23 protein-coding genes and 1 riboswitch are annotated in these 22,158 nt (G+C 50.8%); of the genes, 8 read left to right on the top strand and 15 right to left on the bottom strand.

What is annotated here, in order from left to right; translation table 11 throughout:
- The first annotated feature begins 8 nt into the window (after positions 1-8).
- Entirely contained in the window at positions 9-815 is an 807-nt protein-coding gene (apaH, locus tag P2G85_RS05845) for a bis(5'-nucleosyl)-tetraphosphatase (symmetrical) ApaH (protein WP_275863160.1), read from the top strand.
- A 156-nt stretch (positions 816-971) separates the two neighbouring features.
- Here the strand turns inward: apaH and folA are convergent, their stop codons facing one another.
- The 7 genes from folA to rplU form a co-directional block, all read right to left on the bottom strand.
- Positions 972-1,451: a type 3 dihydrofolate reductase gene (folA, locus tag P2G85_RS05840; RefSeq protein WP_275863159.1), complete on the bottom strand. Its 480-nt coding sequence runs from the start codon at positions 1,449-1,451 to the stop codon at positions 972-974.
- A 9-nt stretch (positions 1,452-1,460) separates the two neighbouring features.
- The gene (locus P2G85_RS05835; protein WP_275863158.1) at positions 1,461-1,934 is read right to left on the bottom strand and encodes a threonine/serine exporter family protein; all 474 of its coding nucleotides are present in this window, start codon (positions 1,932-1,934) and stop codon (positions 1,461-1,463) included.
- The gene (locus P2G85_RS05830) at positions 1,931-2,701 is read right to left on the bottom strand and encodes a threonine/serine exporter ThrE family protein (protein ID WP_275863157.1); all 771 of its coding nucleotides are present in this window, start codon (positions 2,699-2,701) and stop codon (positions 1,931-1,933) included. The genes P2G85_RS05835 and P2G85_RS05830 overlap by 4 nt, the downstream gene beginning before the upstream one ends.
- Positions 2,702-2,813: 112 nt before the next feature.
- Positions 2,814-3,812, bottom strand: a complete 999-nt coding sequence (locus P2G85_RS05825; RefSeq protein WP_275863281.1) for an FUSC family protein — start codon at positions 3,810-3,812, stop codon at positions 2,814-2,816.
- 196 nt (positions 3,813-4,008) lie between these two features.
- Positions 4,009-5,181 (bottom strand): Obg family GTPase CgtA, encoded by a 1,173-nt coding sequence (cgtA, locus tag P2G85_RS05820; protein WP_275863156.1) that lies wholly within the window; start codon positions 5,179-5,181, stop codon positions 4,009-4,011.
- 232 nt (positions 5,182-5,413) lie between these two features.
- Positions 5,414-5,671, bottom strand: coding sequence for a 50S ribosomal protein L27 (gene rpmA, locus P2G85_RS05815; RefSeq protein ID WP_021706852.1), 258 nt, complete (start codon positions 5,669-5,671; stop codon positions 5,414-5,416).
- Positions 5,672-5,691: 20 nt separating this feature from the next.
- The gene (gene rplU, locus P2G85_RS05810) at positions 5,692-6,003 is read right to left on the bottom strand and encodes a 50S ribosomal protein L21 (protein WP_000271393.1); all 312 of its coding nucleotides are present in this window, start codon (positions 6,001-6,003) and stop codon (positions 5,692-5,694) included.
- A 257-nt stretch (positions 6,004-6,260) separates the two neighbouring features.
- Here rplU and ispB point away from each other — a divergent pair, with 257 nt between their 5' ends.
- Positions 6,261-7,232, top strand: coding sequence for an octaprenyl diphosphate synthase (gene ispB, locus P2G85_RS05805; RefSeq protein WP_275863155.1), 972 nt, complete (start codon positions 6,261-6,263; stop codon positions 7,230-7,232).
- A 46-nt stretch (positions 7,233-7,278) separates the two neighbouring features.
- Here ispB and P2G85_RS05800 read toward each other — a convergent pair whose 3' ends face one another.
- Together P2G85_RS05800 and mdh are read right to left on the bottom strand one after the other, a co-directional pair.
- Positions 7,279-7,470 carry a hypothetical protein gene (locus tag P2G85_RS05800; protein WP_275863154.1) on the bottom strand — a complete coding sequence of 64 codons (192 nt, stop codon included), beginning with the start codon at positions 7,468-7,470 and terminating at the stop codon, positions 7,279-7,281.
- 116 nt (positions 7,471-7,586) lie between these two features.
- Positions 7,587-8,522, bottom strand: a complete 936-nt coding sequence (gene mdh / locus P2G85_RS05795; protein WP_275863153.1) for a malate dehydrogenase — start codon at positions 8,520-8,522, stop codon at positions 7,587-7,589.
- 367 nt (positions 8,523-8,889) lie between these two features.
- On the opposite strand from mdh, the gene argR reads away from it, so the two are divergent.
- The 4 genes from argR (at position 8,890) to P2G85_RS05775 (ending at position 14,072) form a co-directional block, all read left to right on the top strand.
- Positions 8,890-9,360 carry a transcriptional regulator ArgR gene (argR, locus tag P2G85_RS05790; RefSeq protein WP_275863152.1) on the top strand — a complete coding sequence of 157 codons (471 nt, stop codon included), beginning with the start codon at positions 8,890-8,892 and terminating at the stop codon, positions 9,358-9,360.
- Positions 9,361-9,743: 383 nt separating this feature from the next.
- Positions 9,744-10,712, top strand: a complete 969-nt coding sequence (locus P2G85_RS05785) for a TAXI family TRAP transporter solute-binding subunit (RefSeq protein ID WP_275863151.1) — start codon at positions 9,744-9,746, stop codon at positions 10,710-10,712.
- 298 nt (positions 10,713-11,010) lie between these two features.
- The gene (locus P2G85_RS05780) at positions 11,011-13,590 is read left to right on the top strand and encodes a TRAP transporter permease (protein WP_275863150.1); all 2,580 of its coding nucleotides are present in this window, start codon (positions 11,011-11,013) and stop codon (positions 13,588-13,590) included.
- Positions 13,591-13,634: 44 nt separating this feature from the next.
- On the top strand, positions 13,635-14,072 hold the full coding sequence (locus P2G85_RS05775; protein ID WP_275863149.1) for a universal stress protein: 438 nt from the start codon (positions 13,635-13,637) through the stop codon (positions 14,070-14,072).
- 73 nt (positions 14,073-14,145) lie between these two features.
- On the opposite strand, the gene thiQ is transcribed toward P2G85_RS05775, so the two are convergent.
- The 5 genes from thiQ to mpl all read right to left on the bottom strand — a co-directional run bounded on the left by thiQ (position 14,146) and on the right by mpl (position 19,722).
- Positions 14,146-14,850, bottom strand: a complete 705-nt coding sequence (gene thiQ / locus P2G85_RS05770) for a thiamine ABC transporter ATP-binding protein (RefSeq protein WP_275863148.1) — start codon at positions 14,848-14,850, stop codon at positions 14,146-14,148.
- A complete protein-coding gene (thiP, locus tag P2G85_RS05765) occupies positions 14,844-16,436 on the bottom strand; it encodes a thiamine/thiamine pyrophosphate ABC transporter permease ThiP (protein ID WP_275863147.1) in 1,593 nt (530 codons plus the stop codon). The genes thiQ and thiP overlap by 7 nt, the downstream gene beginning before the upstream one ends.
- Positions 16,437-16,449: 13 nt before the next feature.
- The gene (thiB, locus tag P2G85_RS05760) at positions 16,450-17,439 is read right to left on the bottom strand and encodes a thiamine ABC transporter substrate binding subunit (protein WP_275863146.1); all 990 of its coding nucleotides are present in this window, start codon (positions 17,437-17,439) and stop codon (positions 16,450-16,452) included.
- A 73-nt stretch (positions 17,440-17,512) separates the two neighbouring features.
- A riboswitch (TPP riboswitch) is annotated at positions 17,513-17,659 on the bottom strand.
- A gap of 67 nt (positions 17,660-17,726) precedes the next feature.
- On the bottom strand, positions 17,727-18,347 hold the full coding sequence (locus tag P2G85_RS05755; protein ID WP_275863145.1) for a flavin prenyltransferase UbiX: 621 nt from the start codon (positions 18,345-18,347) through the stop codon (positions 17,727-17,729).
- A gap of 1 nt (position 18,348) precedes the next feature.
- On the bottom strand, positions 18,349-19,722 hold the full coding sequence (gene mpl / locus P2G85_RS05750) for a UDP-N-acetylmuramate:L-alanyl-gamma-D-glutamyl-meso-diaminopimelate ligase (RefSeq protein ID WP_275863144.1): 1,374 nt from the start codon (positions 19,720-19,722) through the stop codon (positions 18,349-18,351).
- Positions 19,723-20,035: 313 nt separating this feature from the next.
- On the opposite strand from mpl, the gene fbp reads away from it, so the two are divergent.
- Together fbp and ppa are read left to right on the top strand one after the other, a co-directional pair.
- Positions 20,036-21,052: a class 1 fructose-bisphosphatase gene (gene fbp / locus P2G85_RS05745; RefSeq protein WP_275863143.1), complete on the top strand. Its 1,017-nt coding sequence runs from the start codon at positions 20,036-20,038 to the stop codon at positions 21,050-21,052.
- Positions 21,053-21,179: 127 nt separating this feature from the next.
- The gene (ppa, locus tag P2G85_RS05740; protein WP_275863142.1) at positions 21,180-21,710 is read left to right on the top strand and encodes an inorganic diphosphatase; all 531 of its coding nucleotides are present in this window, start codon (positions 21,180-21,182) and stop codon (positions 21,708-21,710) included.
- An 80-nt stretch (positions 21,711-21,790) separates the two neighbouring features.
- Here ppa and P2G85_RS05735 read toward each other — a convergent pair whose 3' ends face one another.
- Positions 21,791-22,153 (bottom strand): DUF2799 domain-containing protein, encoded by a 363-nt coding sequence (locus tag P2G85_RS05735; RefSeq protein WP_275863141.1) that lies wholly within the window; start codon positions 22,151-22,153, stop codon positions 21,791-21,793.
- Positions 22,154-22,158 lie beyond the last annotated feature (5 nt).

Raw genomic sequence — 22,158 nt, 5'->3', positions numbered from 1 at the left:
GAGATATTGTGGCAACCTATATTGTTGGTGATATTCAAGGCTGTTTTGATGAACTGCAATGCCTGCTTGAGCTTGCGCAGTTTTCTCCCCAACACGATCAACTCTGGTTTGCCGGCGATCTGGTCGCCCGCGGCAACAAATCACTCGAGACGCTGCGTTTTGCCAAGTCGCTCGGAAACAGTGGCCGTGTGGTGCTGGGTAACCACGATCTGCACCTGCTTGCCGTTTCTATCGGCATTAAGAAACTGAAAAACAAAGATAAAACCGCAGCTATCTTTGCCGCTCCGGACAAAGAAGAACTGCTGCACTGGTTGCGTCATCAACCCCTGTTCGCGGAGCATGATGAGTTTGTCATGAGCCATGCGGGTATCTCCCCGGAATGGGATTTAGCCACAGCACGCACCTGCGCACGCGAAGTGGAAGCCATTCTGCAAAGTAGCAACTTCCCGTGGCTGCTCGAGAATATGTACTGCAACACCCCCGATCGCTGGACGCCTGACTTAAACGAATTGGAGCGTTATCGCTATACCATCAATGCTTTTACCCGGATGCGCTTTTGTCATCTGGATGGCCGTCTGGATATGGACTGCAAATTACCGCCTAGCGAAGTCGCAGAAAGTGAGCTACTGCCCTGGTTCGAGCTGCCACAGCGGATCGCATTACATAAACCGGTATTATTCGGCCACTGGGCCGCATTGGAAGGCTATCACGGCGAGAATGTTATCGGCCTCGACACCGGTTGTGTCTGGGGCGGGAACTTAACCATGCTCCGTTGGGAAGACAAGCAGCTATTTGAACAACCCGCACTGGGTTAACAGTAAGACGGCCCAGCCCGTCACGCGAAGCCGGTTTAAGCGCACATTCACAACCCAATATGCGTGCACTGACGGAGCGGAAGCTTGCTGGCCTCCCTGGGCCCGCTACAAAACAAAAAAACACCGCTAATGCGGTGTTTTTTCTGTCTCAGGCAGTTACTTCTCTAAAATGATAAAACGCATAGCGTAAGCGTTTTTCTCATCTGCCTGATAGGTTTCCGAGTAGCTTGGTTTAAACTCACAGCCCCACTCCGGGAACTGGGTGTCACCTTCAACCTGAGCATCAATGTCGGTGATATAAAGCCGATCTGCCATTGGCAAACACGCCGCATAAACGGCGCCGCCACCAATGATCATCACTTCCTCAGCATCACCCGCAGCCTCGAGCGCCTGTTCAATCGAAGTCACGGTAGTCACTCCCTCAATACTGAGTGATGCATCTCGACTGATGACGATATTCACCCGCCCCGGCAGAGGACGCCCAATCGATTGATAGGTTTTACGCCCCATCACCACCGGTTTGCCCATGGTGCAGCGCTTAAACCAGGCAAAATCTGCCGGCAGATGCCAGGGCATTTGGTTGTTTTTGCCAATGATACGGTTGTCTGCCATCGCGGCAATCATACTGATGATCATGCTGGGTCCTTATACTATGGGCTTGCGGCGATAGAATAACAGTCCCGGAACCGCCAGGCCAACGGCTAAACCAGCAATAATAAACATCGCCTTAAGAAAGTTTTCCATACAGGTAGCAAGCAGTTCATGTGAATAGCCTAAATGGTTGATTTCAACCATCGCGATCATCGCTTTATAGGCAAACACACCTGGCACCATAGGGATCAGGGCCGCGACCGTAAAAACTTTAGGGTGAGCCAGCAATCGGTGCGACCAATGCACCCCGATAAGGCCAACCAGCGTCGCCGCAAAAAACGTCGCCCACTCAATAGGAAAACCAAACTGCATCATTAAATAACGGCTACCATGGCCGATTGCCCCACCAACCGCACAATAGACTAACGCCCTTTGTGGTACGTTAAACACCATCGCAAAACCCACCGCTGGAATGGCGGCGAAAAACATGTCATTGGCCAGGCCGATTAAGACATCCATCACGTTCATAAGCTCATCCACCCCCAGATCCCTGTCACCCCCATCGCCGCGACAATGCCCAGGCATGTCGCCAGCGTGAGTAAACTGGCCATCACAAAACGGGCAATACCCATGTTAATGTGACCTTTTAGCATATCAGCAACTGAATTAATCAATGGGAAACCCGGGACCAACATCAATACGGACGACGCCATAACCACGGTGGGCAAATTACCGATGTTATATATCACCGCCTGCGCAGAGATCAGGGTGGTGACAAATGCTGTAGCGGCAAAGTTAAGCAGCGGATTAAAATGACGGTGACCGACTTCCTGACGAACCGTCATGCCGCCAGCAGAGGCAAGAAACGTCATCCAGAAGACTCCCCAGTCGCCTCCGGCCAGACGAGAAAACGCAGCACAGGACAAACCGATCATCCCCACTACCAACCAGCGGTTATAGCGTTCCGGACTGATCTCATTTAACTTCTTCTGGGCCATTGCGTGATCCAGCAGTCCGTGCTCAATCATGATGCAGATGCGCTGAATTTGCGTCACCACGCGCATGTTGATGCCACGGTCTGCGCAGCTTCGGGTAGTCGTCACACAATGGTGGCCCATCACAGTGGTCACCACCAGGGCATTGGCCGATAACGCCACTTCGACATCCGAAACACCACAAGCCAGCCCGATACGGCGCATGATGTTGCTAACCAGAGCGCTTTCCGCGCCATGTGCCAGCAACATTTGTCCAGCCTGAGCCACCAGACGAGAAATCGCCCTCTGTTTAGAATCCATTCCAGTTCTTGATCATCAAATAAACGAAAGAACGTCATTTTATAGAATTCTATCATCAGGGTGAACCAAAAACTGAACAGAGGTTGACCAAAAACAACAAACTTGTGAAGAGCTATTCGTGTGACAAGTTTAATGAATATATCAATAACTTCCTTAAACTGATTAAATCTTCCATCAACTTCAGATTAAGCCAAAGATACCCGTTAATACTCGCCTCTTCACCCGAGATCTTGGGCATACTGGCCTTCAGCTCCTGCATGCTGGTTTCGATGTCCTGTCCGGACATCTCTGAAGTCAGGGCTCCTGTGAACATCAGGTTAGATAACGCATAAAACTCCTGCTCAATCGTCTTCTGACATTCGGTCAACGGCTTCGACCACAGCATATTGAGGTGACTGCTTCGATCACTCCAGTAAGAGCTATTCAGCAGCTCTATGGAGTACAAGGTATTGCGTACCTGCACCTGGATGGCTTCCAGTAAGTGGCCGCTTATTTTCGATTCTTTCACTGATGGTGAGATAAGCGTACGCAGGGTGTTCATCTCTTTCATCAACCTCGGTTGATAGCGTTCAATGTCTGGCTTATCAAGAATATTGGGCGAGGTAGAGATATGATAAATTGTCGCAAAATGCTGTAATGTACGACCTAACCGCATTCGCCAGTGAATAAACGCCCGCTGGGGATAGATCAGACAAAACAGTACCGCTAGCGCACAGCCCACGGTAACATCCAGGCCACGCCAAAGTGCCACTTCGACATCGTGATTGCCAGCACCGGTAGTCACCGCCAACGTGATTCCGATCAGCAAGCAGACATATGGACGTTTCCCCATCGCAAAATACGCACTGAGGAACATCACCAAGCCGCACCAGATATACATCATCACCAGCGCATACTGGCCGAGCGAGATGGCTATCACTCCGGACAACGCCCCCAGCATAGTGCCCATCGTGCGATGCCAGGCCCTAGGTAAGACATTACCCAGATACGAAATTGGGCCAATGACTACCACTAATGTTATAAGTATCCAGGTGCTTTCAGGAAGCTGCAGGTAAGAAGTTAATGCAAGGGTAATGACGAAGGCGGTGGCAATTCTGATGCCGTGAACCACTCGATAATATTTAAATATCAGCCTATCGATTTCTGATATTCGTCGGTTTAAATCCACTTTTTGGCAGTCCTTTCACCCATTATGATCTGATCGTACGGTTAGTTTGCCAGAGCAAGAATGAAGTGCAAATGCTCTGAACAAAAAAAGCTGCAAAGTAACTTTGCAGCTTTTTTGTCAACAAGCGATGGCAAGCAATCTATTCACGGACATAGATAACGTGACCGTCATCTTCATCGTCGTCCCAGTCATCCCAGTCGTCATCATCTTCAGTGATCACGTCTTTTCCGGCCATGGCGTCTTTGTGGTAATCATCCCACATAAAGTTAACTTTTTCTTCTTCCGTCACTTCTTGATCTTCGCGTGGCAGATTTTCCATAAAGTCAGCTAACTTGTAACACAGCTCTTTAGTCCCCTGCTTGTTGATAGCCGAGATCTTAAAGTACTCATCTTCCCAGCCCAGCGCATCGAGGATCTCCTGGATCTTGGCGTCCGCCTCTTCCTGGGGCATCAGATCGACTTTATTAAACACCAGCCAGCGTGGTTTTTCTGCCAGCTTTTCGCTGTATTGCTCCAACTCATCAATGATCGTCAGCGCGTTTTGCACCGGATCAGACTGATCGATCGGCATAATATCGATCATATGCAGCAATACACGGCAACGCTCAAGATGCTTCAGGAAGCGAATGCCTAATCCAGCACCGTCTGCCGCCCCTTCGATCAAGCCCGGAATGTCTGCGACAACAAAGCTTTTCTCTGGCACAACACTCACGACACCCAAACTAGGGATCAAGGTGGTAAACGGATAGTCTGCGACTTTCGGCTTCGCCGCTGATACCGAACGGATAAAAGTCGATTTACCGGCATTCGGCAAGCCCAGCATACCTACGTCTGCCAGCAACAGCAGTTCCAGGCGCAGTTCACGGATTTCGCCTTTGGTACCCAAAGTCTTCTGACGTGGCGCACGGTTAACCGATGACTTGAAACGGGTATTCCCCAGGCCATGCCAGCCACCTTTCGCAACCATGATTTTTTTGCCGTGTTCTGCCACTTCAGCAACAATTTCATTGGTGTGGATATCGACGGCACGGGTTCCGACCGGAACACGCAGCACTTTGTCTTTACCACGTTTACCGGTACAGTTACCACCTCGGCCGTTCTCACCACGCTCAGCTTCATAAAAACGTTGGAAACGGTAATCAATCAGGGTATTTAGGTTTTCGTCGGCTTGGATATATACATCGCCACCATCACCGCCATCGCCACCATCCGGGCCACCTTTGGTGACAAATTTTTCACGCCAGAAACTGACAACACCGTTGCCGCCGTCACCAGCCTGAACTTTCACTACCGCTTCATCTACGAACTTCATCTTTTACTCCGACTACTTCGCGCGTGGATTTAATCAAGATTGTCATGCTACATTTTAGCAGATGACAGATCTAAGTTCCCAGCGACCACCTAAAGGTCTCAGGCGAGAAACTTCGATATGTCGACTGTCTGTGCACAAGCAGCACATAATATCGGCTTGAGCATCCTGATATATATAAATAAAAAACCCCGCCGTATCGGCAGGGCTTTTGAATTCAGCTAGAATCGTAAAATTACTCAGCTTCGATGCTTACGAATTTACGGTTCTTAGGACCTTTCGTCTCGAACTTAACTTTGCCGTCAGTTAGAGCGAATAGAGTGTGGTCTTTACCTAGGCCAACGTTGTTACCAGCGTGGAACTTAGTACCACGTTGACGAACGATGATGTTACCTGCAAGAACAGATTCACCACCGAAACGCTTAACACCTAGACGTTTGCTTTCTGAATCGCGGCCGTTACGAGTAGAACCACCAGCTTTTTTGTGTGCCATTGTTAAACTCTCCTAATAGATTAAGCGTTGATACCAGTGATCTTCACTTCAGTGAACCACTGACGGTGACCCTGTTGCTTACGAGAGTGCTTACGACGACGGAACTTAACGATTTTAACTTTATCGCCACGACCGTGTTGTACAACTTCAGCAACAACTTTGCCGCCCTCTACAAGAGGAGCACCAACTTTGATGTCTTCGCCGTTAGCAACAAGCAGAACTTTATCAAATTCTACAGTTGCACCAGTTTCAACGTCTAATTTCTCTAAACGAAGAGTTTGACCTTCGCTTACACGGTGTTGTTTACCACCAGATTGGAAAACAGCGTACATATTTTACTCCGCTTTTTCCGCACAGCCTTTTCGATAGGGTGTGCGCTTAACTAATCATCAATAGGGCGCAGATTCTACAGAAGAGATGCCCCTAATACAAGCCATATTTTGAAATAATTGGCGAAAAGCTAATCGCCAAATAAAAGTGCGGCAATCATGCCCTTTAGTGATGTATTAATCAACGTTTTTTAGTGTATTATTCGACAATTATATAAAACCAATAAGCCTTGCAGGGTCTAACTTCAGCCGGATATACGATGGATTTTAAAACTATCCAAGCGCTTACTGCCGATGACATGGCAAAAGTGAATGAAACAATTCAAGCCCAACTCAATTCTGATGTCTCTCTAATCAACCAACTGGGGTTCTATATCGTCAGTGGTGGAGGCAAGCGTCTGCGGCCCATTCTCGCGATTTTGTCTGCGCGTGCTCTCGGGTACCAAGGGCAAGACCACACCATGGCCGCCGCCTTTATTGAATTTATCCATACCGCCACGCTGCTGCACGACGATGTCGTCGATGAATCAGACATGCGACGCGGCAAAGCCACGGCCAATGCTGCATTTGGTAACGCAGCCAGTGTATTGGTTGGGGATTTTATCTACACCCGCTCTTTCCAGATGATGACCGAGCTCAACTCAATGAAGATCCTTAAGTTGATGAGCGAAGCCGTTAATGTCATCGCCGAAGGTGAAGTGCAGCAACTGATGAACTGCAACGATCCCGAAACCACTGAAGACAATTACATGCAGGTGATCTATTCCAAAACCGCCCGCTTGTTCGAGGCCGCCACCCAAATCGGGGCAATCTTAAACAACGCCTCACCGGAGGTCGAACTGGCCCTGCAGAATTACGGCAAATACCTGGGCACGGCTTTCCAGCTTATCGATGATGTGATGGACTACACTGCTGACGGCAAAGAAATGGGAAAAAATGTCGGTGATGATCTGGCTGAAGGCAAACCGACCCTACCGTTACTGCATGCGATGCGTAACACCTCCCCAGACAATGCGGCACTGATCCGGGGTGCGATAGAGAACGCCAATGGCATGGCGCATTTAGACGACATCCTCGCTATTATGCAACAGACCCGATCGCTTGAATACACCAAACAGAAGGCGCTGGACGAGGCTGACAAGGCTATCGCCGAGTTAAGCATTCTGCCAGCCTCAGAATACAAAGACGCCCTGGTCACGCTGGCTCACCTGGCGGTGAAACGCAGCAAATAACGGCGCGGAAAAAGAACCAGGAATAGCTGCGCTCCTCCTGGTTTGATTAGTAGTAGTGCTCGCTGCCGCCATGTAATTGTGGGTTGTCTTCTATTTCGTCAAAACTGAGCGCTAACTGTTCGTCCGATCCTTGCTTGATCAGCAATACCGTTTCAGCTTCGCGATCCACGACCAGTATCTTGCCCACTCCCTGCTGGCACTCGACCATCATCCCTTTGCGGATCCGACTTGCTTCCATGATCTTTTACCTCGACGCGTTGACAAATGCTCTTTTTCTTACGCAGCGAGAGCAGAAAGGATCAAAAAAGCCGATCCAAAGATCGACTTTCAGCAACACAAAATATCGCGCAGGGCTTAGCTTGCGAACTCAATCCCGATGCTGATATCGCTGTTCAATGTGTCCAGCATGCCATCCAGGGCCGCTTGCTCATAGGCACTCAAGGCACCGTAGCTCAACACTTCCTCAACACCGTTTTTACCCAGTTTGACCGGCTGGGCAAAGAATGGCGCATGGGCACCGTCGCCTTCCACGTACGCGCACTCAATTACCGCTTCTTCGCCCTGCAGTGCTTTGACCAACGCCAGACCAAAACGGCATGCGGCCTGGCCCATCGAAAGTGTCGCACTACCACCGCCAGCTTTGGCTTCCACAACCTCTGTACCCGCGTTTTGGATACGTTTAGTCAGTGCTTCCACCTCTTCCGCGCTGAACTCCACTCCTTCAACCTGAGATAGCAATGGAAGAATAGTCACACCAGAATGACCACCAATAACCGGAACACGGATATCGCCTGGATCTTTATCTTTCAGCTGCGCGACAAACGTTTCAGAGCGAATCACATCAAGTGTCGTTACACCAAACAGCTTACGTTTATCGTAAACACCGGCCTTTTTCAGCACTTCTGCTGCAATCGGAACCGTTGTGTTAACCGGGTTGGTGATGATACCAATGCAAGCGTTAGGGCAAACGACCGCGATCTTCTCAGCCAATGACTTGACGATGCCAGCGTTCACATTAAACAGATCCGCACGATCCATACCTGGCTTACGCGCCACACCGGCAGAAATCAGCACCACATCAGCGCCATCTAGGGCTGGGGTTGGATCTTCACCGGCATAGCCTTTGATCGAAACAGGGGTAGGGATATGACTGAGATCCGCTGCCACACCCGGAGTTACTGGAGCAATATCGTAAAGGGCTAAATCAGAACCAGCGGGAAGACGGTTCTTAAGTAGAAGGGCCAGGGCTTGACCGATGCCACCAGCGGCACCAATAACGGCTACTTTCATGTAGTTCTCCTTGAGATTGATTCTCTTATAAACGTATTTGTAGGGTATTTTATAAACAGCTATGACAAACCTAACTAAATCACAACTTGATTACAATCAATTAACGCTCGCTTTGCGACCTCGCGCAACTCATTGTTCTCGTGCCACAAATATAGGGGGATTATTGTGTTATTTATTTGAAATGACAAGAAAATCAATAAACAAAGTTGGGGCGGAAAAACTGCTTTCATAAAATAACAGACAGCCATTCCGTATGCGTTTTACAGTGATGAAATTAACATATTGCTGTGACCTTTTGGCATCGGATGAATATCTATGCGAAAATATGCAAAATTACTGACACGCAAGTAAGAGATTCAACACAATTATGCGCAATTCGGAAAAACAAGACAGCTTAGTTCGCGCTTTTAAAGCCTTATTAAAAGAAGAAAGCTTTGGCTCCCAAGGAGAAATTGTTGATGCACTCAAACAGCAAGGTTTTGAGAGTATTAACCAATCCAAAGTCTCTCGGATGCTGACCAAATTTGGCGCGGTACGTACCCGCAATGCCAAAATGGAAATGGTCTACTGCCTCCCAGCCGAACTGGGGGTTCCTACAGTTAGCAGCTCTTTGCGAGAACTGGTGCTGGACATTGATCGCAACAACGCCTTAGTTGTCATTCATACCGGTCCAGGTGCCGCGCAGCTGATTGCCCGCTTGCTGGACTCACTGGGTAAATCGGAAGGTATTCTGGGCGTTGTCGCCGGTGATGATACTATTTTCATCACCCCGACCCTGTCAGTCACCACAGAACAACTATTTCTTTCTGTGTGTGATTTGTTTGAATACACAGGCTAAGTGATTGAAACGGGCTATAATTCGCGAGGTGGATTGTAGCCCGTAAATGATGTAAAAACCATGCTACCATTGATGGATTTCTCACTAAAATCAACGTGATCCAGATCACAGTACGGAATTTTTAGCGATCTTGCTCCCAAATAACATAAGACATTGATATAAAAAGAACAATACGTTCACCTACCCACCAAACATTTGTCTATCCTTTAGATTAATTCGCTAATTCTTTTAACAACTGGATAATTTTCTGCCAATTTTTTGTTATGATTCGCTCGCTTTTACAAACGATTGGATTGAAAAGTATGCCGTTTCCGAATGGGAAACTCCTGAAACTGACTCAGGTTATTTCAGGGTTAATAACGAGTATAAAGGAAGGGAAATTCATGGCATTTAACAAGCTTATTAAAGTAGGTGCGATTACCGCTGTAGTAATGGGTGCAGGCGCCGTTAACGCTCAAGAGTTCATTACTATCGGTACCGGCTCAGTCACTGGGGTGTATTACCCTACCGGCGGTGCTATCTGTAAGTTGGTCAACAAAGGTCGTAAAGAGCACAATGTACGTTGTTCTGTAGAAGCGACCGGTGGATCAATCTACAACGTCAACACCATCCGTGCCGGTGAGCTGGATTTTGGTATTGTACAGTCTGACTGGCAATACCACGGCTATAACGGAACCAGTAAGTTTGCTGAACAAGGCCCGTACAAAAAATTACGCGCAATGTTCTCTCTTCACACCGAACCTTTCAATATTATCGCCCGTGCCGATGCTGGCATTGACAATGTCAAAGACCTGAAAGGCAAACGCGTTAACATTGGTAACCCGGGATCCGGTGACCGTGCGACAATGGGCGTGGTCATGGAAGCGATGGGCTGGACCAATGACAGCTTTAAACTGGCATCAGAACTGAAAGGCTCTGAACGCTCTCAGGCATTGTGTGACAACAAAATTGACGCGTTCATTTACATGGTCGGCCACCCGAACGGCTCGATCAAAGAAGCAACCACCTCATGCGATGCGAAACTGGTTTCTGCGACCGGCGCTGAGATCGATAACATCGTTGCGAAAAACCCCTACTACGCCTACAGCACGGTTCCTGCCGGCATGTACCGCGGTACGGATGGTGACGTCAACAGCTTCGGTGTCGCCGCCACTATGGTAACCACGTCGGATGTGTCTGATGAAGTGGCGTACAACGTGGCCAAAGCCGTATTTGAGAACTTCGATACCTTCAAGCGCCTGCACCCAGCTTTTACCAACCTGAAAAAGGAAGAGATGGTCAAAGCCGGTCTTTCAATCCCTCTGCATCCTGGTGCAGTAAAATACTACAAAGAAGTCGGCCTGCTTAAGTAAGGCCATGACATCACAATCAGCCAGCAGCACACCAGCTCCTGGCTGAAGCGTGTGTTGGAGCCATCTTTCCGTTGGTGGTTTCAACATACCTGCGCACTATTCCGTTTCACTACTAATTTGAAGCGCATTCCCAAGAAAAATACATCTGGCATGACTGCTCTCCCACTCATTCGGTGGTGCGTAAAGCCAGAGATCATTCGAAAAGCAATTCTTGCCGCATTCACTACACTGATATAGGCGAGATGGGGTTCTCGAAAACAACAACATCGACAGGACCATCAATAATAAGGAAAAGTACATGGCGACGAATAACACTCCGTCACAAGATGTGCAAGAAATGGTGGCACAAGCAGATACCGGAGCACGCAGCCCACAGGGTTTGCAAGGACGAATCCTCTGGTTTGTCCCGCTTTGCTGGTCACTTTTTCAATTATGGTATGCCTCGCCGCTGCCATTTGTTTTTAATTTTGGCGTGTTAAATGATACCGAAGCGCGTGCAATTCATCTGACATTTGCGATTTTCTTGGCCTTTACCGCTTATCCGGCGACGAAAAATTCCTCCCGAGACACCATTCCCGTCATTGATTGGGTGCTCGCTTTGGCCGGCAGCTTTGCCGCCGCGTATATTTATCTGTTTTACACCGAGCTGGCGGGACGTTCCGGAGCGCCAACCACCCTGGATATTGTCGTCGCCGTCACCGGGATGGTATTGCTGCTGGAAGCCACGCGTCGTGCGTTGGGGCCCCCTCTGATGGTGGTTGCAGCTGTGTTCCTGACCTATACCTTTGCCGGTCCGTATATGCCGGATGTGATTGCCCACAAAGGGGCCAGCCTGAACAAAGCGATGTCACACCTGTGGCTGACAACCGAGGGTGTGTTCGGCGTGGCGCTTGGGGTATCCACCTCATTTGTGTTCCTGTTCGTCCTATTTGGTGCCATGCTCGAGCGCGCTGGTGCCGGTGCCTACTTTATTAAAGTCGCCTTTTCTCTGCTCGGCCACATGAAGGGCGGCCCGGCGAAAGCTGCCGTGGTCGCTTCTGGCCTCTCTGGCTTGGTCTCCGGCTCTTCCATCGCCAACGTCGTCACCACGGGTACCTTTACTATCCCGCTAATGAAACGGGTCGGTTTTCCCGGCACCAAAGCAGGGGCAGTCGAAGTCGCCGCCTCCACCAATGGTCAGTTAACACCACCGATCATGGGCGCCGCGGCGTTTTTGATGGTCGAGTATGTGGGTATTTCTTATGTAGAAGTGATCAAAGCGGCCCTGTTACCGGCACTGATTTCCTATATCGCCCTGATTTACATTGTTCACCTGGAAGCCTGCAAAGCGGGCATGACCGGCTTACCTCGTCGGCATAATCCTACCCTGTTACAAAGCTTACTGTCGTTTACCGGCACTATTTTAGGCCTGTGCGTATTGAGTGCTCTGGTTTACTACGGTGTGGGATGGACCAAAGATGTCTTCGGTGCTGCCGCCACGCCGATCGTAACCGTCGTGTTGCTACTGGCCTATGTCGGACTGGTAAAAATCTCGGCCAATCACATCCAAGATGGTGCGATCGAAATTGATGCCGAGCTGACCGAAGTACCGGATCCCGGCCCAACCATCAAGTCGGGCTTGCACTACCTGTTACCGATTGTCGTTCTGGTGTGGTGTTTGACGGTTGAGCGCTTCTCTCCGGGTCTGTCTGCATTTTGGGCGACGGTGTTTATGATCTTTATTCTGCTGACCCAGCGTCCGTTAATTGCGGTTCTGGCCAAAACCGGAAACCTGGGCCAGCAAACCAGAGACGGCGCTATCGACCTGGCAGAAAGCCTGGTATCTGGCGCGCGTAATATGATCGGTATCGGTGTGGCAACCGCGGCGGCCGGTACCGTGGTCGGGGTGGTAACACTGACCGGGATTGGCCTGGTGATGACCGATTTTGTCGAGTTTATCTCCGGTGGCAGCGTGATTATGATGCTGGTGTTCACCGCGGTGATCAGCCTGATCTTAGGTATGGGACTGCCAACCACAGCCAACTACATCGTTGTTTCGACATTGATGGCTCCGGTGATCGTAACATTGGGTGCAGCCCACGGTTTGATCATCCCGCTGATTGCGGTGCACTTATTCGTGTTTTACTTCGGCATTCTGGCTGACGATACCCCGCCGGTTGGTTTGGCCGCTTTTGCCGCCGCTGCGATTGCTAAATCCGATCCGATCCGGACCGGTATTCAGGGCTTCACCTACGACATCCGAACCGCGATTCTGCCGTTTATGTTCGTGTTCAATACCCAACTGCTGCTGATGGGCATTGATACCTGGTGGCACCTCACCTTAACGGTGATCTCTTCAATCATCGCGATGCTGATCTTTTCGGCCGCCACCCAAGGATGGTGGTTCACCAAAAACAAATGGTGGGAAACCCTGCTGCTGCTGATCCTGACATTCTCATTTTTCCGCCCGGGGTTCTGGTGGGACATGCTCTACCCGGCCAAAGTTCTTTCTCCCGGAGTTGAGATAGCGCAAATTACCGAAACGCTGCATGTAGGAGAATCCATAGAGTTACGGGTGGCCGGTGAGAACTTAGAAGGGGATTACGTCGAAAAAACCGTTCGCCTGCCATTTGACGACAACGCAGTCGATGCCGAAAGCCGGATTGCCTCAATGGGGCTGATGCTGAACGAAACTGACGGCAAAATGATCGTGGATATGGTGGAATTCGGCAGCCCGGCAGAATCTTCCGGTATCGATTTTGACTGGGAGATCAAATCGGTGGTGCAGGATGCCGATCGCCCGATGAAAGAGTGGGTATTTGTACCTTGCCTGCTGATATTGCTGGTACTGGCCATGAATCAAAAACGTCGTGCTCGTAAGGAACAATTGAGCGCATAACCGATGAGGCCCCTGGCTGATGGGGCCATAATGAGAGACAGAGAATGTATAAACAAATTCTGGTTCCGGTTGATCTGAATGATCAAGGTTTTTCAGACCGCGCGGTAGAACTGGCGGTGTGGCATGCCAAACAAGCCAATGCGGAAGTACACCTGCTGAACGTACTGCCGGGGATTCATATGTCGATGGTGGCTTCCTATTTCCCGAAAGATGCGGCCAAAAAAATGAAGCAGGATGTGAAGAAGCAGCTGCAAGAGTTTGCCGACAAACACATCGATGATCAGGTGGTATATAAAATCCACGTTGCGGAAGGCAAAGCGTACGCGACCATTCTGGAATACGCCGAACGCCTCGGGGCCGACTTGATCATCATGCCAAGTCACAAGCGCTCGAAAATCGACAAAGTAATGCTGGGTTCGGTGGCCAGTAAAGTGGTGGAATACTCCAAAATCAACGTCATGGTCGTCAAGCCACAAGCGTAACCGCGTTGTTCAGCATGCCCGGCGTGTCGGCTGACTTACCGGGCAATCACCGGCCTCACGCTGGCTGTATCCGCTAGCCTGCCGCGCGGATAAAACTCTGCAACAGAGCGGGCTGCTGCGCGTCCGTCAAAGTGTCAATCGCGCCAGATGCGATCACTTGATTTTGCGCCACGAAAGCAAAATGGCTAGCAATCGCCCTGACGTCACTCAGGTGATGGGTAACCATCAATACCGTAATGCCGCGTTCTGCCGCTAAGGCACTTACCAGCGCCAGCATCTCTTCACGTAATACCGGGTCTAACGCCGAAAACGGCTCGTCCAGCAACCAGATGTTATGCGGTTGGACAAAACAACGCGCCAGTGCCACCCGCTGACGTTGCCCTCCGGAAAGCTGCTCCGGCAAACGATCCAACAACTCGGCGACCCCAACCTGCCGCGCAGCCTGCTCCACTTGCTGTCGTTGTGCTTTGCTCAGCTTCAAACCAGGATGCAGCCCCAGACTAATATTGTCACGTACCGTCAGGTGAGCAAACAGGTTATGCTCCTGGAACAACATGGAAAACGGCCGCAAATAAGGCTCTTGCCGGATGACTGATGTGCCATCCACACGGATATCGCCCTGCTCCGGTTGAATAAACCCTGCCACCAGAGCCAGCAGGGTCGACTTCCCCGCCCCGCTTGGTCCCATCAGGGCAACGATCTGTCCGTCAGCAAGCCGCAAATCGAAATGAAACACTTCATGCTGATAACGGTACACAACCTTATCCAGCTCTAACATCTGGCTTTCTCCTTGGTTTTCAACACTCTTTCAACCACGCTAAAACACCCCAGGCTCAATGACAACAACACCAGCGATACGACGGCTGCCGCCTGCATTTGATAACTGCCGAGGAGTTGAAACAGGTACAGCGGCAGGGTGCGAAACTCCTGCCCGCCAAACAGGGCTATGGCACTTAAATCACCGATGGAAAACATAAAACTGATAGCAAAAGCATGGGCAAGCGGTTTACGCAGCGCCCGCGATTCAACCACAACAAACCGCCGCCAGCCGCGCATGCCCAGACTGGCACACAGCAGATGATATTGCTGCTCAATATGCTGCATCGGTTGCGCCAGCGTCTTGATCACGTAAGGCAACGCCATCAGACCATTGACCACTATCACTACGATAAACGCCAGACTGAACACGTCGCTGAAGCTGCGCAACAATAAAAACAGCCCGGTGCTGATCACCAGCCCCGGGGTGACTAAGATGATCGTTCCGATCAGTTCGATCTGATCTGCGCGGGCATTCTGGTATTGCAGCCGCCAGCGGCGGCTGGTGAGTAAAATCGCCACCCCCGCCAACAGTGCCAGCGTACTGGCGCTCAGCGCCACTTGCAGCGAGTTAAGCAGAGCCGACCAGAAACGCTCATCGCTCAGTACGCGCAACAGTTGCTCATTGATCCCGCTCCATATCACCGTCGCCAAAGGCGGCACCACCAGTAAAAAACTACCGGTGATCCAAACGCTGTCCCAGGCTTTTGACCACCGATGATCCCTGGTCAGGTAACGCTGGCGCGTGATGCTGCCGGCACTTACTGCTACTGGCTTGGTCAGCTTCTGCACCGCCACAGCCAACACACCACACAACAGCATTTGCCACAGGGCCAATAAAGCGCCGGCCTGCAGATCAAAGTCAAATTTGATCGCCTGATAAATGGCCAGTTCGATGGTGGTCGATCTGGGGCCGCCCCCCAGAGCCATCACGGTAGCAAAGCTGGTGAAACAGAGCATAAACACCAAGCCACTGACATGCGGCAACTGCTGCCTTAAGCGCGGCCACTCCACCCATTTAAACTTATCCCAATGGCTCATCCCCAGATGGGCACACAGCTTGTGCTGCTCAGCCGGTACCGATTCAAGCGCCTGTAGCAATAACCGCGCGGCGTAGGGCAAATTGAAAAACACATGTGCCAACAAGATCCCGTTTAATCCGTAAATGGAAAAGGGCAGTTCTCCTCCCCGCCCTTGCAGCCACCCGGCGAGCAAACCACTATTGCCATAAATCGCCAACAGGCCAAATACCCCGACCAACACGGGTAGAACCAGAGTGGAAGCAAACAGCTTAAGCAGAATAGACTTGCCGATAAACTCACGTCGCGAAAGAGCGTGTGCTACGGGGATGGCAAAGCCGACACTAAGCAAGGTGGACAGAAACGCCTGGTAAAAACTGAACTTTGTGACGTGCCGGTAATAGGGATCGGCCCAGATCACAGACACGTCCAGCGAGGGAGCTTCGATGATCAGTGCGCCAAGAGCTGAGATCACAAAGGTCGCGATGATCATCGCGACCCCTATGCCGATAAATGGAACCCGGTTCAAAATGACACCCGACTCAGAACGTCAGCGCACTTTGCCATTCACGGACCCAGGAGCGACGCTTTGCCGCCACTTCATCCGCACTGAAACTCAGTGACTTACCCGGAACCTTGAGGGTATCAAAACCTTGTGGCAATGCCACGTTCGTGACCGGATACATCCAGTTACCGGTCGGCATCGCCGATTGAAATTCATCGCTGAGAATAAAATGCATAAAGGCGTCCGCCAACTCAGGGTTACGGGCAGCTTTCACTTTAGCAGCCACTTCAACCTGCATGTAATGACCTTCAGCAAAATCCGCGCTGGCGTACTTGTCATCATTTTCTGCGATCAAGTGATACGCCGGCGAGGTGGTGTAAGACAGCACCAGATCCGATTCGCCCTTAAGGAACATCGAATACGCTTCAGACCAGCCTTTGGTTACCGTCACGGTCTTCTTCGCCAGCTTCTGCCAGGCTTGCGCTGCCTGATCGCCATATACCGACTTCATCCACAACATCAGGCCCTGCCCCGGTGTCGAGGTACGGGGATCCTGATAAATCACTTTCAGATCATCACGCTCTTCGACCAGCTCGCTCAGGCTTTTCGGCGGATTGGCCAGTTTCTCTTTGTTATACACAAAGGCAAAGTATCCATAGTCATAGGGTATAAACGTACTGTCACTCCAGCCGTTTGGCAAAGTGACTGCCGAGGTATCGACCTGGTGTTCGGCGAGCAAACCGGTCTGCTTGGCTTCAGCCATCAGGTTGTTGTCCAGCCCTAACAGGATATCAGCCTTGCTGTTGTTACCTTCCAGACGCAGACGATTGAGGATAGAGACGCCATCATCCAGGGCGACGAAGTTTACCTGGCAATCACACTGGCTTTCAAAAGCCTGCTTGATTTTAGGCCCCGGGCCCCAGTCAGAGGCAAAAGAGTCATAGGTATAAACGGTTAAGGTGTCGTTCGCAGCCAGAGCCGACGCGGACATCAGGCTAAGGGCAATCAGACTAAGAGTGGTTTTCACGGCTCGCTCTCCATTGGTATTGCATGGGCATAACTAGAGCGGCACAGGGGTTGAGATGGGTATCAAGGAAGTTCCCGTATCCAGACTCAATTCCTACGCCAGCATTATCTGGTTCAGGTCGACGGGTCCCTCGGTGTGGTTTGGTACACCAATGAGGTCTCAGCATCCACAGGTATTGATCCGCTCAATCCCCGGTGGCTCGGCTCCCCGATGAGTAGGAAAGATTGTAATGTTATTTCGCCTGATAAGCTACTTGTCGATCACGACGGGGCGCACGCCGTGCAGATTTAGCCGCGTTGATCGTAGCCCCAGCGCGGCACCAGCCCCTGCTCAATGCCCAGATGATCCAAAATACGCGCAACCATAAAATCGATCAGATCCTCAATCGACTGCGGTTGGTGATAAAAGCCCGGCGCCGCCGGCATGATGGTTACCCCCATTTGCGACAACTTATGCATGTTCTCCAGATGCAGGGTGGAGAACGGCGTTTCCCGGACGACCAGGATCAGCTGCCCGCGCTCTTTGAGCACCACATCGGCGGCGCGCTCAATCAAATTATCCGACATACCGTGGGCAATCGCTGCCACACTGCCAGCCGAACACGGGCACACCACCATCTGTTTCGGTGCGGCCGACCCGGACGCAACCGGTGAAAACCAGTCATCTTTGCCACACACCGTCAGCCTGTCCGGATCGCACTTAAGGTGCGCCGCCAGCGCTTGTTGCGCCGCTTCCGGACCACTAGGCAGTTTAAGCTGATGTTCGGTCGCCATGACCACCCGGGCAGCAGAAGAGATCAGCACATAAACGTGGTAATCTGCTGCCACCAAACACTCGAGAAGACGCAAGCCATATGGCGCGCCCGACGCCCCGGTCAGGGCTAATGTAATTGCTTTCTGCTGTGCCATGTTATTCGATGCCCGATCCGGCTTTGTATTGCAATTGTTCCAGTAACTTGGTGTGGATGCCACCAAAACCACCATTACTCATGATCAGGATACGATCCCCGGGTTGAGCGCTGGCAACGATCTTCGCCACTAAGTGATCAATATTGTCGTCCACCAGCGCCGGTTGCTGGCATTGATTTGCAATGTCTTGCACCGACCAGTCAATGTTGTCGGGCTGGAACAGGAACACTTCATCGGCAGCCTGTAATGAAGCCGCCAACGTCTGTTTGTGCACGCCGCGCTTCATGGTGGCAGAACGAGGTTCCAACACCGCTAAGATACGCTGCTCACCGACCTTATTACGTAATCCACCCAGCGTCAGCGCAATCGCGGTCGGATGGTGAGCAAAATCGTCATACACCTGTATCCCCTGGACTTCTCCTTTCAGCTCCAGACGACGCTTGGTATTGATAAAGCGCGCCAGTGCCTGACACGCCAGTTCCGGAGCCACACCAACATGCCTGGCGGCAGCAATCGCCATCAGTGCGTTATCCACGTTGTGGTCGCCGACCAGACCCCACTCCACAGTACCGACCTTGTCACCTTGCAGAGCAACATCGAACTTTGAGCCATCGACAACTAACTTATGCGCCTGCCAGTCACCATCAACGCCGGAGAACTGTTGCTCCGTCCAGCAACCCCGTTTGATCACATCCTGAAGCGCCGCATCCTGCAGCGGCGCCAGGATCAAACCATTACCTGGGACTGTGCGCACCAAATGGTGAAACTGCCGCTTGATCGCTTCAAGATCGTCGAAGATGTCCGCATGATCGAACTCAAGGTTATTCATGATCAACGTACGCGGGTGATAGTGCACAAACTTTGAACGCTTGTCGAAAAAAGCACTATCATATTCATCCGCTTCGACGACAAAAAACATGCTTTCGCCGAGCCTGGCCGAGACGCCAAAATTACCCAGCACACCACCAACCAGAAAACCGGGCTGATAACCACAATCTTCCAGAATCCAGGCCAGCATGCTCGCGGTGGTTGTTTTACCATGTGTACCGGATACCGCCAGCACCCAGCGGTCATGCAGCAAAAATTCCTGCAACCATTGCGGGCCGGAGGTATAACGCAGGTTGTGGTTCAACACGTATTCCACACACGGATTACCGCGGCTCATCGCATTGCCTATCACCACCAAATCCGGTTGCGGCTGAAGTTGAGCAGGGTCAAATCCTTCAATAATTTCAATACCTTGAGACTCAAGCAAAGTACTCATCGGCGGATAGACATTGGCATCGGACCCCGTCACCTTATGACCCAACTGACGGGCTAATATTGCGGCGCCGCCCATAAAGGTGCCACAGATACCCAGGATATGAATGTGCATAGAAGAAAACCTTATCATGCGTGCAATGAGAGCATTCATTATCACCATCTCTGCCAGAAAAGCGAGCCACTTCCTGTGCTTCTTGCACGGCCTTCCACAAATCTGACCGGATTGCGCAGAGACTGAGCGCTTTACTTAAGCCATTGAAATTCCCCCCACAACTCAACAAATAAATTGCGAAGTCAAGCAGTTACTTCATTACCATTAAAAAGATCGGCGATTTACACTAACAATCAGCGTAATCGTTTAACATCCAACAAGAGATGCCCTATTGCGCCCCACCCCCACAGAAACGAAAATGTAAGGATATACCATGTCAGGAATGCGCACCCTAGGCGAATTCATTGTTGAAAAACAAGCGGATTTTCCCCACGCCAGCGGTGATCTCTCATCTCTTTTAGCGTCCATTCGCCTCGCTGCCAAAATCGTCAACCGCGAAATCAATGCAGCCGGCCTGGGTGATATCACCGGAGCGGTCGGCACTGAGAATGTACAAGGCGAAGACCAACAGAAACTTGATGTTTATGCGAATGACAAGTTCAAAGCTGCGCTTGAAGCGCGGGATCAAGTATGCGGCGTCGCCAGTGAAGAAGAAGATGAAGCGGTCGCGTTCAATAAGGAACTGAATAAGAACGCCAAATATGTTGTGCTCATGGACCCACTCGATGGCTCTTCGAACATCGACGTCAACGTGTCTGTCGGCACGATTTTTTCCATCTATCGGCGCGTCTCCCCGATTGGCACCCCGCCAACCGAGGAAGACTTTCTCCAGCCCGGTAACAAACAAGTCGCGGCCGGTTATGTGATTTACGGTTCATCAACCATGCTGGTTTACACCACAGGTAACGGTGTCAACGGCTTCACATACGATCCTTCGATTGGCAGCTTCTGTCTGTCCCATGAAAACATGATGATCCCTGAAGATGGTAAAATCTATTCGATCAACGAAGGTAATTACGTGCGTTTCCCTGTTGGGGTGAAAAAATACATCAAATACTGTCAGGAAAATGTGCCTGAAGACGGTCGCCCATATACGTCCCGTTACATCGGCTCATTGGTGGCGGATTTTCACCGCAACCTGCTCAAAGGGGGGATCTATCTTTACCCTAGTACGCAAAGCCACCCTCAGGGCAAACTGCGCTTACTTTACGAATGTAATCCAATGGCGTTCCTGATTGAGCAGGCAGGCGGCATTGCCTCCGACGGCGTCAACCGCATCATGGACCTGAAACCAACCGAACTGCACCAGCGTGTACCTTTCTTTGTCGGTTCGAAGAACATGGTGAAAAAAGTCGAAACGTTCCTTGAACTGCATCGCGACGAAGAATAATTTCAGACCTTTGTCCAACACGGCAGGTATTTACCTGCCGTATTTTTATCGCTAAAGTGAATTGTTGAAAAATTAGCCAGATCGCGCTAAAAACAGCCGCTGATGATCATAGAGAAGGAATATTCAAATGAGCCTGAACAACGTTCCCGCAGGTAAATCCCTGCCTGAAGATATCTACGTCGTAATTGAAATCCCCGCCAATGCCGATCCGATCAAATACGAAGTCGATAAGGATTCTGGTGCGGTGTTTGTCGATCGCTTTATGTCGGCACCGATGTTCTACCCGTGCAACTATGGCTATGTGAACGAGACGTTATCACTGGACGGCGATCCGGTGGATGTTCTGGTGCCAACCCCCTACCCGTTAATGCCGGGATCCGTCATTCGCTGTCGACCGGTCGGGGTGTTAAAAATGACCGATGAGTCAGGTGAAGATGCCAAGGTGGTGGCCGTCCCGCACAGCAAGCTGTCTCAAGAGTACGACCACATTCAAGACGTTGGCGACCTGCCAGAGCTGCTCAAAGCCCAAATCACCCAGTTCTTTGAGCGCTATAAAGAGCTGGAGGCGGGTAAATGGGTCAAAGTGGATGGCTGGGCCGATGTGGAAGCGGCTAAAGCCGAACTCCTCGAATCTTATCAACGGGCACAGAACCAATAAGTACACCTTGATATCCAAGATCGTTGATAACACAGAAAAGAGCAGCGCAGTGCTGCTCTTCTGCTACCTTATAACATCATCTACAGCGGGTCTGCGGCAGACGAGAAACGTCCGGCATCGTAATCACGCCGGAAGAATGGGTCGACATCATCACAAATCCCGAAATAAGGACGCCCAATCACACCGAGCATATATGCGCTTTGCTCACAATACTCTCGTTTACCTTCCTGATAACCAGCCTGATAAACCATAATCAGCTCCGGATAGGCCTTATTGCTATTGCCCAGCTCGGCCATGCGCTCTTCAGACAATGCCCGCAGTCCGTCTAGCGCCGATTGTTTACCGAAGGCCCGCCAGTCAGCTGCATCCATTGATGAGGGTAACTGCGTCTGCACACAGGCCGAGAGCATTAACATTACCACGGCTGGTATCACTAATCGCATCATCA

This window comes from Vibrio sp. CAU 1672, assembly GCF_029223195.1.
Taxonomy (GTDB): Bacteria; Pseudomonadota; Gammaproteobacteria; order Enterobacterales; family Vibrionaceae; genus Vibrio.
This window is presented reverse-complemented; position numbering and strand designations above follow the sequence as displayed.